Genomic DNA, 12473 nt, shown 5'->3' on the forward strand with positions numbered 1-12473 from the left:
CATGTTTAAGAAGATCTTGTTTGCAACCACCGCTTCTCCGGTTTGCGACAACGCGGCCAAAGTCGCCTTCGATCTTGAGCTGAAGTGGGATGCCCAGCTCATCGTTTTCCACGTGATGGGGATTCCCACCCGCGGATTCAGCCCCTTCGTCACCGACGTGCGTACCGGCGAACCCGAACAGATGGATCCCGATTACCTCGAGTGGGTCAAGGAAGAGATGCGCAACACCTACGGCGAGTTACTTAAAGATGCCGATCGGGTCGTTTTGGAGGCGGCGGTCGGCGTCCCCCATCGTGAAATTTTGCGCAAAGCGCGCGAGGAGGATGTGGACATGATCATTATGGGCGCCCACACCCGGCCCGAAGATGTGGGCGCTTCCCGCTACCGCAGCGTAGTGGGCAGCACCATGCAGAAAGTGGCCAAGGCCGCCCGTTGTCCAGTGGTGATCATCAGCCGACCTTGCACCACCTGCTGGAAGCTGTTCTCCAACATCGTCGTGGGCATCGATTTTTCCAGGGCCTCCAAGGCGGCCTTCCTGTGGGCCGCACGTCTTGCCAAAGAGGTGGACGCCGATCTGCACATCTTTCACGCCGTGGATCTGGAGACCACCGCCGCCGGACAGGTCAAGGCCCAACAGGAGATCGAGGCGCGCATCGCCGCTGCGCGCACCAGGTTGGACAGCGACTACCTGCCCCTGCTGAAGGGGGTTTCAAAATACACGGTGCAGGTTTGGGAAGGCGCACCCTATGTGGAGATCTTGAAATTGGCCCGCGAGCGCCAGGCCGATCTGATCGTCATGGCCCATCACACCCGGGAGGCTGACCCGGAGATGGCGTTGTTGGGCAGTACGGTCGAACAGGTCGTGCTGCGTTCGGCTTGCCCGGTGGCCTCGGTCAATCACCCTGACAAGGCTTTAAACGAGGCCGGGAGCCATGGATGACCGGAAGGATCGTCGCGCTTTGGTGAACGCTAACACCAAGTTGCCGACCGTTTTGATCGTGGACGATGAAATGGACATGCGCCTTTTCATGACCACGTTGTTCGAGACCAGCGGTTTTCAAGCCGTGGCCGTGCGGGACGGTCGCCAGGGATTGACCAAGGCCGGGTCCATCAACCCCGATCTGATCGTTCTGGATGTGATGATGCCGGGCGAAGGCGGCGCGGCCATGTACAAAGCGCTGAAAAGCGATGCGCGTCTGGCCGCCATTCCGGTCATCATGCTTTCGGCGGTGGATGAAAAGGCCTTCCGGCATTTCCTGGCCATGATCAATATGAAATCCCGAACCCCTGTTCCCGATCCTGAAGCCTACATGGAAAAGCCGCCCGATCCCCAGGCGTTGCTGACCCTGGCCCGAAGAGTGCTCGCCACCCGATCGAGAGGCCTTTCAGGGCCGCCGCTCGATCCGGTATGACCTTCAACGCCGCCCAAAACCGCCGGCGTGTCGACCCAGAGGACCGACAATGGATAGACGGCTGCTGCTTGTCGATGACGAAGAGGGCATTCGCAAGGTGCTGGGCATCGCCCTGGCCGACCTGGGCTACGAGATTCTTGCTGCCGTCGACGGCAGACACGGATTGCAGCTCTTTAGAGACCAACGCCCACCCATCGTGATCACCGATATCAAGATGCCGGTCATGGACGGCATCGAACTGCTGCAGAAGATCAAGCAGGACGATCCCGACACCGAAGTGATCATGCTCACCGGACACGGGGATATGGAGCTGGCCATCCAGTGTCTAAAATTGGAAGCAACCGATTTCGTTACCAAACCGATCAACGACGATGCCTTGGAGATCGCACTCAAGCGCGCCAACGAGAGAATCCGCATGCGTCGCCAGCTGCGTGACTACACGGAAAACCTCGAAAGACTGGTCGAGGAAAAATCGGCACGGCTTGTGGCGGCCGAACGCTCGGCGGCCGTGGGGCAGGCCCTGGAAGGGCTGGCCGCGGCCATGCAGAACATCGCCGGGGATCTGAACAGCGGCATCGCCTGCTTCAACGATCTGCCCTGCTTTGTTTCCATTCATTCGTCCGAATTTAAGGTGGTGGCGGCCAACCAGCGTTATATCGCCAAATGGGGACCGCCGGAAGGCCACGCCAGCGGGCAGATATACAAGGCCCAGGCGCCCTCTCCAGCCGAGGCCACCTTCCGCTCGGGCGTCGGTCAGCGTATCGGCACGACAGTCCGCTTTCCGGACGGTACAGAAACGCCTGTCATCGTCTACACTGCTCCTATCCGCAACGCCCAGGGGCAGGTTGCTCTGGTGGTGGAGATTGCCGCCGATGTGACCGAGATCCGGCGTCTTCAGGATGAGCTGCAGCTGGCTCGCCATCGCTATCAGCTGCTGTTCAATGAGGCCCCCTGCTACATCACGGTCCAGGATCGCTTTTATCGCATCACCGAGGCCAACCGGCGTTTCCGGGAAGATTTCGGAGGTAGCGATCAGGCGCGTTGCTACGAGGTTTATCGTAAAAGAGAAGCGGTCTGCGGAGACTGCCCCGTGGCCCGGACTTTCGAGGACGGTCGGCCCCATCAGGTGGAAATCGACGTGGCCGGTCCCGACGGAAGTACGCGGCGCATGTTGGTGCAGACCGCACCCATCAGTGACAGCGCCGGCTGCATCACCCATGTGATGGAGATGTCCACCAATGTCACCGAGATCCGGCACCTGCAGGAGCAGCTCGCCGGACTGGGACTGATGATCGGGTCGGTTTCCCATGGGATCAAAGGGTTGCTGACCGGCCTGGACGGGGGCATCTATATGATGGATCGCGGCATCTCCAAGGCGGACCCGGATGCGATCCGCGAGGGGTGGGATGCGGTGCGCCAGATGATCGCCCGTATTCGCAGTCTGGTGATGGATATCCTTTATTATGCTAAAGAGAAGGACCTGAAATGGCAGCGGGTGGATGTGGCCTCGTTTGTGCGCGAGCTTGCCGAACAGTTCGAACCCAAGGCCGCCCGGCACGGGATCGGATGGCGTTGGGCGGTCTCCGACGAGCTCTCGGCTGCCAGCGTTGATCCGGCCATGCTGCAGAGCATCCTATCCAACATATTGGACAACGCTCTCGAAGCCTGCCTGACGGACAGCACCCCGGGCAAGCGGCACACCATCGACATGCGTGTCCGATCCGAGAATGGGGTTATCATCTTTCAAGTCAGAGATAACGGCCAGGGCATGGATCGTGACACCCAAGAGCGCATTTTTACGCCCCATTTCATCAGCCATAAACATGGGGGGAGCGGGTTGGGGCTGTTCATTGCCCGGCAGATTCTAGAAAAAAACGAAGGCCGCATCGAAGTTGACTCCACTCCAGGCGTCGGATCGCTCTTTTCGGTCCGCCTGCCCGTAACCGCAGCAGGGATCGATCCGGCCCGCGGACCGGAAAACCGCGCCGTCGACACGTGATTTTGGTCTTGACTTCTATCCCTGGTTGATCCACCCTGAACACAATATTTTGGTCGGAAATATCCATACCTATACCGTCGTTCACCGCCGCTCAACCTACAGCCCACCCGTTTCCATGACAAGGTCAGCGGCAATTTCCACCGGGTGTTCCCACCCTCTTTGAAGCAGGCAAGGAGGTCAAATGGTTTCAAACCAGAGTTGGGACTGGGATATCGGTCATAAAGAGATTGATATTTCCGATTGGTCCCAACGCTTTGAATGGGTGGAAGAACCCTACGCCAGCCCCGACGGTGAATCCGTCGCGGCCATCGTCCGTGTCGACGAAGCGTTCAATGTCTGCATTAACGGTGAACTCTGGTCCGATGAGACTTTCGACAAGATCTGGCACCTGAGATTCACACCGGACAACCGGCCCTATGCCTTGATCTCAGACGGCGGCCAATGGACGGTTGCCGTATCCGGAGAGGCTTGGTCCGAGGGTTACGATTATGCCTGGCACCCCTTGGCCAGCGCCGATGGCACCCATCTGGCCGTCGCCGTTCAGCAGGCGGGCCGTTACGCCATGGCCGTGGACGGCAAGGCCTGGGAATCCGATTTTTCAGATATCGGCTACTTCGCCTTGAGTCCGTCTGGACGCAGCACGGCTGCGGCCGTACAGGTGAGGCCTGTCGATTCCGGCCAGGTGCATGCCTTCCAGGAGGGTACCTTCAGCGTGGCCGTGGACGGCAAGAGCTGGGATCCGATGTTCGTCAATGTGTGGCACGTGGCGTTCAGCCCCGACGAGCGCCATGTGGCTGCAGAGGTGCGCCTCAATCTTTATGATTACACCATTGCCGTTGACGGGCAATTGTGGCCCCAGGTCTATCAGACGGTGTGGGCGCCTTGTTTCCATCCGACCAGTGGCGCCGTCGTGGCACCGGTGCGCAGCAAGGGAGAATGGGTCATGGCGCAAGACGGGCGAACGATCTGGCCACAGCCCTTCGTGCAACTATGGCGCCAGCAATTCAATGCCGATGGCAGCCGTCTGGCCGCCATCGTGGCCCCCAAGTACGGCCGCTGGACAGTTGCCGTGGATGGCACCGCCTGGCCGCTGACGTTCGGCAGCATGGTCACCGACCTGACATTCAGCCCTGAAGGTCAACGGGTGGCGGCCCTGGCCAAGGAAGGGGCGAAATGGCATGTGGCCGTCGATGGCCGGGCCTGGCGGAACGCTTTTGACATGGCGTGGCGGCCTGCCTTTTCTCCGGATGGAAACGCCGTCGCAGTAAAGGTGGAGATCGACGGTCGGTACACCGTTGCGGTCAACGACCGCTTATGGTCCAGTGCCTGCGACATGGTTTGGGAACCGTGCTTCAGTTCCGATGGCACACGGTTGTTGATCCGAAGCCTAGATAAGGGCATCTACCGGCGAAGCGTCATTGCCGTCCATCAGATTGCGGAGTAGGCCCTTTCAAAGGGGATACGGACAGGATAAAAGCCGAATTGACCACAGCATGAATGGAGAGCCATCCCGATGCATGCATTATATCAGTTTGTTGCCGGGCCATTGGCATGGGCGGCCTTTATCATTTTTCTGGGCGGGTTGTGTTATCGCCTGATCCGGTTGCTGATACTGGTCCGCAACCGGGAACCGTTCATTTCATCGTATATGAGCTGGCGATACGGCCTTCGTTCGATCGTCCACTGGCTCACGCCTTTCGGCACGGTGCGTTGGCGAACCATGCCGGTGCTGACCGTCGTGACGTTCGTGTTCCACCTCTGTTTGTTGATCACGCCGATTTTTCTGCTTTCCCACATCGTCCTTTGGGATGAATCCTGGGGATTGACCTGGTGGGCATTGCCCGATGTGCTGGCCGACATCATGTGCGCCATCGTCATCGCGTGCTGCGTTTTTTTCGCAGTGCGACGCTGGACGCAACCGGAGGTGCGCTTCGTCACGGACGTCTCGGATTATTTGATTCTGGCGTTGACCGCGGCACCGTTCATCACCGGGTTTGTGGCCTACCACCAGTGGACCGAGGGTGCCTGGATGACCATTTTGCATATGTTCAGCGGCGAATTGATGTTGGCCCTTTTACCGTTTACTCGCCTGGGGCATATGCTCCTGGGGTGGCTGACACGGGCTTATATGGGTTCTGAATTCGGCGGTGTCCGGCATGCCCGCGACTGGTGATCCGAAAGCCGGGAAGTACCGTAACCCAACTGATCAGGGAAATGAAAAAGAATGGCCGAGACGAACAAAGATACAGCCAAGGGCGAAGAGCTGGACGAGGGTATCGAAGTCGGCGTGCACAGGTTGACTCCCGAACGGATCCAGACGGTGATCAACAGCGTGTTGGGTGCGGAGACCGGTGCGCGTTTCAAAGCCTATATCCAAACCTGCATTCACTGCGGACTTTGCTCGGATGCATGCCACTTTTACCTGTCGAACGACAAAGATCCCCGGTTTTCCCCGGTGGGCAAGGTCAAGCAGACGATCTGGCCCATGATTGAATCCAAAGGTCGCGTGGATGCCGATTTTATCCGGCGGGCCGCGCAGATCGCCCATACCGAATGCAACCTGTGCAAGCGGTGCGTCCAATACTGCCCGTTTGGCATCGACATCGCCTATATGATGAGCATGGTTCGTCGGATCATTCACAAACTGGGGGTCACGCCGCTCTACCTTCAGGACACGGCCCACAGCCACGCGGCCACCATGAACCAGATGTGGGTCAAGGGCGACGAGTGGATCGACACCCTGCAGTGGCAGGAAGATGAGGCGCGTGAGGAGATCCCCGGGCTGCGCATTCCCCTCGAGAAGGAAGGCGCCGATATCATGTATTCGGTCATCGCGCCGGAACCCAAGTTCCAGGCCCAGTTGATCTATCAGGCGGCCGTGATCATGCACACCGCCGGCGTGAATTGGACCATGCCGGCCGGCATGGGCTGGGACAACAGCGACATGGCCATGTTCAGCGGCGACAACGAGATCATGGGCCGGGTCAAGCGGGCCCACTTCGACGCCGCCGAGCGACTCAAGGTCAAAAAGATCGTGATGGGCGAGTGCGGCCACGCCTTCCGATCCGTCTACGACATGGGCAACCGATGGTTGGGCTGGGCCATGCCGCCGATTCCCATCGTTCATGCCATCGAGTTTTATCATGATCTTCTCAAGACGGGCCGGATCCGCATTGCGCGCAAATACGACAAGCCGGTTACCTTGCACGACCCCTGCAATGTCGTGCGCGGCGGCGGGCTGCACGAAATGGCAAGATACGTGGTGTCCCAGATTTGCGAGGAGTTGGTGGAGATGCATCCCAACCGCGAGCACAATTACTGCTGCGCGGCGGGAGGCGGTGTGATCAATTGCGGTCCGCCTTACAAAAACAAGCGGATGGCGGGTAATCGGGTCAAGGCCGAGCAGCTTTTTGACGCCAAGAGCCGCGGCGCCCAGACGCTGATCGCGCCCTGCCACAACTGCCACAGTGGATTGCACGACATCATTCATCACTATGAGATCGGGTTGGATATCAAGTTCTTCGGCGATATAATCTACGAGTGCATGGAAAAGCCCGAAAGCCCATAGCCGGATGGCGGGTCTCAAGGGCACTGTCGCTACCCTTGGGCATGGGTGCTGAAGGAAGGAATGGGACCGAATGAAAAGAATGCTTTTTTGGGGGATGACCATTCTCTCCATTGCCTTGGCGGTGTGCACCGCTTCCGGCCAGGAGGATATGACATTCGTCGACAACGGTGTCTTTGACCGGCCCCAGCGACCGCCCGCCATTTTCGAGCACGATGTCCACAATGAAACGGCGGGGCTTGACGACTGTGCCGAGTGCCATCATCTCTATGATGAATCGGGCCAGAAGCTGGAGGGGGAATCCTCAGAAGACCAGACGTGTGCCGATTGCCACGAAATCAAGGACGTCGGACGCAAACCCGGATTGCGCAAGGCTTTCCATAACAATTGCAAGGGATGCCATCTGGCGGAGCAGAAGGGGCCCATTGCCTGTGCACAGTGCCATGTGCGTTAGCTCCTGGGAGACAAGAGATGCCGAAAAAAATATTGATCATCGATGACGACCCGGTCATTGTGAAGTATCTGCAAGCCTTGTTCGAAGATAACGGTTATGTGACCTGCACGGCGAGCAGCAGCATGGAAGGGTTGCAGCTGGTGCACGCCGAACGGCCGGATTTGATCACGCTGGATTTGGAAATGCCTGGGGAATGGGGGCCGCGTTTTTACCGTAAGCTGAGGCAGGACAAGGCATTGCGGGACACGCCGGTTATCGTGATCAGCGGGATCGACGGCGATCACGCCGTCAAGGATGCCGTCGCTTTCGTGGCCAAACCCTTTGATCCCGACAAGGTGCTCGGTATCGTCAAGAAGACCATCGGTTGAAAATCTTCCTTATTCGGGTATTGAGGAAAAAACCGTTCCGAACAGTTTCCGCAGGGCCTGAACTGTCCGTTCAGCAGAAAATTGTGTCTCTGCCCGGCTTCTTGCTTTCTTGCAAAGCGTTCTTCTTTGGTCAGTTTGGAATAGTTCTAAAATTGCGGCACAGAGCGCTCCGGGATTGTCTTTTGGAATCAGGATGGCTGCATCACCTACCTCATCAGGAATCCCTTCAATGGCGGTCGCGATTATTGGTAGCCCGAATGACAGTGCCTTTCTCAAAAGCATATGGGGTGGTTCTTGCCATGACATCTCGGGAAGGCATGGCAAAAATAAGATATCTGTACAGTTGAAAAGATCAAAAAGCGAGTAATCGGAACAGTAAATAAATCTTTGCTTCAGATTCAATGCTTCTATTTTTTTTATAAGATTTTGGTCATCCGCCTGACTGGCAATGATATATTTAGTGCTATCTGCAACTAAACCACCTTTTGACTCAAGCAATTTCGCGGCATGTACAATCTCGTCTATGCCATCTGTCAATCCATGGCCATTATAAACCAAAACGACCCGCTCTGTTTCCTTAATTCTTAATTGGCGTCTGATGAAGTTACGTGTCTTTTCGTCAGGTGTCCATTCAGACAAACCAATTCCTGTCGGGATGACGACAATTTTATGAGACGGCACACCTTCAATGAGCAGCGCATCTCTGGCACACGGCGTGTCGGCAATGAAGACATCTACCAGCTCCTTGTTGCTTTGTTTGAAATATTTGATGGCCTCATTTGTTTCGTGTGCAAACGCATTTCTATCCCATTGCAGGGCGATTATCTTTTTTTCGAATTTATCTTTGGTTTTGACAGCTTGGAATGTATATGGCCATAAAATTTGGGAAACGAAAATTATATCCGCATCAAAAAGAGCAAACTCAACCCCGTTCATAGCTGTAAGGACGGTTTTGTCTTCTGGAAGCGTGATAATTGGGATATCTTTTTCCGTCCATCCCGGCGGCGGCATGCAAGTAGTGAACACCACCAGATTAAATGTATCCTGCAAAGGTTGGTAGAGCTGGATTTCCCAACGGTTGAGATGGGGCCCTCTGACGATTGCAATTTGCGGCTTTCTCGCGTCATGCCCTTTCACTGTATATGATATCACGTGAGGGCCTACCTGAGCCTCTCTGGGGGCAGGTTGAAAATCATAATTCCTGAACACCAGATCTTCGGGCTTGTTCACCTGGCTACCTGGTATCCTGGCATATCGTAGGCCCTTGTTTAAGAATGTGGTTTTGTCCAGAAATCCATAATGCACGACATACACAGGCCAATCCAATACTCGGCCGGTGATACCCGACAATTTTTCATGGATAGATCGTTCCCAACGCACACCGGCTCGATTTTTCCAGATCCTTGGATAGGTTTCCAGCTGGTCAAAAGCTCTAGAATAGAACTTTTCACTGCCTACTAGATTGCATTGTTTTATCCGATAAGCCGCCACATCCTCGGGCGTCGTCTCCAAGAGATTTCTGATCTGCTCTTCAAAAACCATCGAAAAAGCCTCGTCTGCATCCAGCCGAATAATCCAATCACCACAGCAGTGTCTAAGGGAAATCTCTCGCTGGCGTCCAAAGTGGTTATCCCAAGGGTGGTGAATTAATTTCACTTTGCTGTGGGATTGGAGAATTTGAACGGTTCCGTCCGTACTGCCGCCATCGACAACGACGATTTCATCTGCAAACGTGCACGAACTCAATGCCCTGGCAATAAAATTTTTTTCATTCAAAGCAATCATGGATACCGATATTTTCATATATTACGGTCCCTTCTGCAATACCGTCACCTTTGATTTGGGGCTTTTTCCCTCTGAAGAAGGATATCGCTATACATCTTTGCCGCACACTCCGGGCACAGGCCGTGTGAAAAGCGCGCGCCGGTGTGCATGGAGACGAACTGTTCCACCTGCTGCCAATATCCCTCGTCATTTCTGATTTTCTTACAGGAGCAGCAGATCGGCAGCAATCCGCTGAGCACCTGCACCTTCTCCAATGCAGTTTCCAGTTCCTGCGTCCGCTCGCGGACGCGCACCTCCAGGTGGTCGCGGGCGTCACGCACCTCGACCATGGCGTCATCAGCCTTGCGGCGCGTCCGTTCCAACTCTTCCCCCATGGTATTGAAGGCTTCGATGAGATCGTCAAACTCGTCGTAGGTCCGCATTTCGATTGTTTCATTGAAACATCCCAGGGCCACCTGCTGGCAGCGTCGGATCAAGGTGTTGATGCGGGTGGTCAACCCCCGCGAGAGATAAAGGGCGAACAACAGTGCCAGAAGCAAAGAGGCCAGCAGGGATACCCAACCGGTCAGCCTGAGCTGGGCGAGCTTGTTGTCCACCTCGTCGGCCCGCATGTCGATGCCCACCAGGTAGCGGCCTTCCCCATGACGCAGCGGGGCATACCCGGAAAGAAAGACGCCCCACTCGTCCCGGTAGGGTTTGTCGTCCACCGAGGGGACGTGGAAGCCGGTCTGCAATAGGTCGGGTGGCTCGGGATATTCACGGCCGGGCATGGCCTGGTTTTCGGTTTCGTCGGAATCGATCACGAATGCGACGCGGTCGGCCTCCTTGCGCATGATAAAGAGGAAGGCGATGTCCGGGTTGGCGCGTCGCGACCGGCGCAATTTTTCCAGGGTGGTGGTGTAAAGCGCCGATTCGATGTCGGCGGCAGTGCGGATGGTCTCCAGCTCCCGTGCGTCAATGCTCTGGCTCAACAGGGCCGCGCTGTTTTGAAGGCGTGAGCGCAGACTCTGCATCAAACTCTCGATGGCGTTGAAATAAAAAAAGGTACCGATGCTGCCGGATACGAACAGCACGGCCAGAAAATGGCTGAGGAACAGCTTCGGGCCGAAGCGAAGACGGATTCGAGGAGCAATGGTCATGATTTTTTCTCCCGGTGTCCGAATCAGGTTGGATGGGACCTGATTGGGACGAGACTAATATACCCATCCAGACATATGCGCAACTTCCAATCGGGCTCGACTATAGAACTCGTGGCCGCCTTCAGCGGGTCGAATCGGGTTTTCGATTGGGCGCCATGCCGAGCTTCAGACGGTCGAAGATCAGCGAGATAAGAAAGGCGAGGCTCGACACCAGGATGATTGCGGCCCCCGAGGTCAGGTCGTACCGATAGGAGAGCCAGAGACCGCAGACGGTGAACAGGGCGCCGAGAACGCTGGATGCGACCATCATCTGGAGCAGGGATTTGGCGTATTTTTCCACGATGAACGGCGGGATGGTCAGCAGCGCGATGACCAGGATCAACCCCACGACCTGGATGACCAGCACGATGGTGACGGCCAGCAGCCCGATCATGCCGAAATAGAGCGTTTTGACAGGTACTCCCCGGATCTGGGCAAACTCTTCATCATAGCTGATGGCCAGCAAATCCTTGTAGTAATAAATCACCGCCAACGTGATGAATAGACCCATCCCGGTCATAATATAGAGGTCCGTAACCGGAACCGTGAGGATGCTGCCGAACAGATAGCTCATCAGGTCCACATGGTAACCCGGCGTCAGATCGAGCAGGATGATGCCTACTGCCATGCCCAGAGCCCAAATGACGCCAATGATGGTGTCGGCGCGATGCCGGGCCCGAAGGGTCACGGCGGCCATGACCATGGCGGCGGCGAATGAAAATCCGATGGTGCCCACCAGGTAAGGCCAGCCGAAAAAAAAGGCCATGCCGATACCGCCATAAGCGGCGTGGGCGATCCCGCCCGAGAGAAACACGATGCGGTTGACCACGACCAGGGTGCCCATGATGCCGCAGATGATGCTGGCCAGTAGCCCGGCCGCGAGGGCGTGGCGCATGAAGTCAAATTCGAGGGCCTCGATCATCGCCGTTATTCCTTGTGCTCCATCAGAACCCGGTGGGGTAGGCCGTGGGCGACCAGTTCCACTGGGCACACCTCTTCGGCTGTGCAGGGATACATGGTTTCCAGCATTTCGCCGGTGATCTCGGCCTGGTCATGGTAGTGCAGGCGGCGGTTCACGCAGGCGACCGATTTGACATAACGCGAGATGGCCAGCAGATCGTGGCTGACCACTACGATGGTCATGTCGCGATTCAATTCCTTGAGCAGTCGGTAGAAATCGGCCTGTCCCTTGGTGTCGATGCCGGCCGTGGGTTCATCGAGCAGCAGCAGCCGGGGTCGGGTCACCAAAGCCCGGGCGATGAAGACCCGCTGGCGTTGACCGCCGGACAACTCTCCGATTTTTTTGTCGGCATGGGCCGCCATCTCCATCTTTTCCAAAGTGGCGTGCGCTTCCTTGCGGTCGGCGGCCGATCGGCGCGCCCATCTCGTTTTTGGACCGAGTTTGGCCATCAACACGACATCCATGGCGGTAATGGGAAAACTGTTGTTGATGTGTACGTTCTGTGGAACGTAGCCCACCGACGAAGAAGCCTGCCGCGCGGATCGGCCCATGACACGAATGGTGCCACGGAGCGGATTCAGCAAACCCAGAATCAATCGCAGCAGGGTGGTTTTGCCGCCGCCGTTGGGACCGATCATGGCCATGAAGTCGCCTGATGGGATCGCCAGGTTCACCGAATCCAGAATCGTTTCGCCGTTGTAAGCGAAAGTGACATCGTGGATCTCGACAATCGGATCGTTCACGGTTGCAT

General features: G+C 56.7%; 12 protein-coding genes. 8 read left to right on the forward strand and 4 right to left on the reverse strand.

Going from position 1 to position 12473, the window contains the following annotated elements; all coding sequences use genetic code 11:
• Position 1: 1 nt before the first annotated feature.
• The 8 genes from DFT_RS01635 (at position 2) to divK (ending at position 7798) form a co-directional block, all read left to right on the forward strand.
• On the forward strand, positions 2 to 940 hold the full coding sequence (locus tag DFT_RS01635) for a universal stress protein (protein WP_054029492.1): 939 nt from the start codon (positions 2 to 4) through the stop codon (positions 938 to 940).
• Positions 933 to 1412 carry a response regulator gene (locus DFT_RS01640; protein WP_054029493.1) on the forward strand — a complete coding sequence of 160 codons (480 nt, stop codon included), beginning with the start codon at positions 933 to 935 and terminating at the stop codon, positions 1410 to 1412. Before DFT_RS01635 ends, DFT_RS01640 begins: the two co-directional genes overlap by 8 nt.
• A 49-nt stretch (positions 1413 to 1461) precedes the next feature.
• Entirely contained in the window at positions 1462 to 3411 is a 1950-nt protein-coding gene (locus tag DFT_RS01645; RefSeq protein WP_054029494.1) for a hybrid sensor histidine kinase/response regulator, read from the forward strand.
• A gap of 181 nt (positions 3412 to 3592) precedes the next feature.
• Positions 3593 to 4855: an electron transfer complex subunit TmcD gene (gene tmcD / locus DFT_RS01650; protein ID WP_054029495.1), complete on the forward strand. Its 1263-nt coding sequence runs from the start codon at positions 3593 to 3595 to the stop codon at positions 4853 to 4855.
• Positions 4856 to 4924: 69 nt separating this feature from the next.
• The gene (tmcC, locus tag DFT_RS01655; protein WP_054029496.1) at positions 4925 to 5584 is read left to right on the forward strand and encodes a TmcC family electron transfer complex membrane anchor subunit; all 660 of its coding nucleotides are present in this window, start codon (positions 4925 to 4927) and stop codon (positions 5582 to 5584) included.
• 51 nt (positions 5585 to 5635) lie between these two features.
• Positions 5636 to 6979 carry an electron transfer complex ferredoxin TmcB gene (tmcB, locus tag DFT_RS01660; protein WP_054029497.1) on the forward strand — a complete coding sequence of 448 codons (1344 nt, stop codon included), beginning with the start codon at positions 5636 to 5638 and terminating at the stop codon, positions 6977 to 6979.
• Positions 6980 to 7049: 70 nt separating this feature from the next.
• Positions 7050 to 7430: an acidic tetraheme cytochrome c3 TmcA gene (gene tmcA, locus DFT_RS01665; protein ID WP_054029498.1), complete on the forward strand. Its 381-nt coding sequence runs from the start codon at positions 7050 to 7052 to the stop codon at positions 7428 to 7430.
• Positions 7431 to 7447: 17 nt separating this feature from the next.
• A complete protein-coding gene (gene divK / locus DFT_RS01670) occupies positions 7448 to 7798 on the forward strand; it encodes a DVU0259 family response regulator domain-containing protein (RefSeq protein WP_054029499.1) in 351 nt (116 codons plus the stop codon).
• 9 nt (positions 7799 to 7807) lie between these two features.
• Here divK and DFT_RS01675 read toward each other — a convergent pair whose 3' ends face one another.
• The 4 genes from DFT_RS01675 to DFT_RS01690 all read right to left on the reverse strand — a co-directional run bounded on the left by DFT_RS01675 (position 7808) and on the right by DFT_RS01690 (position 12465).
• On the reverse strand, positions 7808 to 9601 hold the full coding sequence (locus tag DFT_RS01675) for a glycosyltransferase (protein WP_054029500.1): 1794 nt from the start codon (positions 9599 to 9601) through the stop codon (positions 7808 to 7810).
• A 26-nt stretch (positions 9602 to 9627) separates the two neighbouring features.
• A complete protein-coding gene (locus DFT_RS01680) occupies positions 9628 to 10722 on the reverse strand; it encodes a HAMP domain-containing protein (protein ID WP_054029501.1) in 1095 nt (364 codons plus the stop codon).
• 121 nt (positions 10723 to 10843) lie between these two features.
• Complete coding sequence (locus tag DFT_RS01685; RefSeq protein WP_054029502.1) at positions 10844 to 11683, reverse strand: metal ABC transporter permease; 840 nt, start codon at positions 11681 to 11683, stop codon at positions 10844 to 10846.
• Positions 11684 to 11688: 5 nt separating this feature from the next.
• On the reverse strand, positions 11689 to 12465 hold the full coding sequence (locus tag DFT_RS01690; RefSeq protein WP_054029503.1) for a metal ABC transporter ATP-binding protein: 777 nt from the start codon (positions 12463 to 12465) through the stop codon (positions 11689 to 11691).
• Positions 12466 to 12473 lie beyond the last annotated feature (8 nt).

This window comes from Desulfatitalea tepidiphila, from assembly GCF_001293685.1.
GTDB lineage: Bacteria > Desulfobacterota > Desulfobacteria > Desulfobacterales > Desulfosarcinaceae > Desulfatitalea > Desulfatitalea tepidiphila.